The sequence below is a fragment of the Muriventricola aceti genome, from assembly GCF_025567565.1.
In the GTDB taxonomy this organism is placed as follows: domain Bacteria; phylum Bacillota; class Clostridia; order Oscillospirales; family Oscillospiraceae; genus Lawsonibacter; species Lawsonibacter aceti.
Genome location: NZ_JAOQKF010000024.1, coordinates 1,599 through 3,155 on the forward strand (window position 1 = coordinate 1,599; position 1,557 = coordinate 3,155).

The following is a 1,557-nucleotide window of genomic DNA, read 5'->3' on the forward strand; positions in this document are numbered from 1 at the left end:
CATCCAGCTTTCCCGTGATGGAGAAGTATACAGTGTGCTACTTACCGCCTCCATGCTGGCGGATGACGGTACATACGCCATGCAGGTTCGGGGCACTCTGGGCGACCAGGTGCGGCACAGCAACCTGTTTTATGCCACGGTGTTTAATAGCATCAATGCGGTAGACGCATTCCCGCCGCCCCTGCCCTCCGAGTTTGAGCAGATGGAGGACCGTCTGACAGACATTAACAATAATCCGCCAAAACCCGGCACAAACGGGACATGGCTCATTTTTAGCCCGGATTCCGGGGAATATGAGGAATCAGATATACCATTACCAGAGGGCGGCGGTGGTGGCTATAAGATCGGCCACGGCCTACTGCTGGACAGAGAAACGAATACACTCTCTGTAAATGCGGTGAGCGACTTCGAGGGGGATAACACCCTTCCCATTACCGCGGCGGCGGTGCAGGATACTGTTGGAAATATCGAGATCCTTTTAGGGACGATTTGAAAGGTGGTAAAAAATGAGCGTAGCAACTGAAATCAGCCGCATCCAAACCGCACGAAATACGATCCGTGCGAAAGCGGTAGAGCTTGGTATTGGCACGAGCGTTGACACATTGGACAAGCTGGCGACAGAGATCGAGGGTATTGAAAACCGGGGCGCTGTATCGGCGCAAGTCCAGGAGGGCGATACATACACCATCCCGAAGGGCTACCACAACGGAAGTGGTACAGTGTCCGGTGTGGCTGGGGGTGGAAACTATAACCTCCAGAGTAAGAGTGTTACGCCTACCAAGGTTCAGCAGAACGTGACTCCAGACCCCGGTTATTACGGACTGTCTGATGTGACGGTATCTCCGATTCCCGATAGTTACCAGGATGTGTCTGCTGTGACCACCACTGTGGCTGACGTGCTGACTGGAAAGGTATTTGTAGATAAGACGGGTAAGGTTTCTACCGGCACCATGCCAAACAATGGTGCCGCAAATAAAACCCTTACAGCGGAGGAACCGTCATACACCATCCCCAAGGGGTACCATGCTGGTACTGGTAAGGTGCAGATTGTCCCAGAGACGAAAACCGTCACGCCTACAAAGTCCGAGCAGACTGTAGAGGCAACAGAGGGCAAGGTGCTTTCCTCCGTCACCGTGGGAGCTATCCCAGAGGAGTTTGTAGACACAACAGACGCCACCGCAGAGGCTGGACAAATCCTCGATGGGGAAACTGCCTATGTTGGCGGCAGCAAGGTCACGGGTACGATGCCAGATAATGGGGCAGTTACCCAAACGCTGACCGTTACGGCTCCATCCTATACGATTCCGGCAGGACACCATGACGGAGCTGGAACAGTATCTATCACGCTGGAGGAAAAGACCGCAACCCCCAGCAAGTCCGCCCAGAAGATTGCGCCAACTACTGGAAAGGTGCTGTCTAAGGTTACCGTTGGAGCCATTCCAGCCGCATATCAGGACGTAAGCGGAGTAACGGCTGCTGCGGCTGATGTGCTGACTGGTAAGAAGATCGTAGATGCGAAAGGCACATTGGTATCCGGTTCCATGGCGAATAACGGCG

At 53.9% G+C, this 1,557-nt stretch carries 1 protein-coding gene and 1 pseudogene; both read left to right on the forward strand.

All coding sequences use genetic code 11. From position 1 onward, the window contains the following. On the forward strand, window positions 1-493 hold a 493-nt coding region (locus OCV64_RS16015), incomplete at its 5' end, for a hypothetical protein (protein ID WP_262670547.1). A gap of 13 nt (window positions 494-506) precedes the next feature. Further along, a pseudogene (locus tag OCV64_RS16020) lies at window positions 507-1,557 on the forward strand (hypothetical protein); the annotation flags it as partial.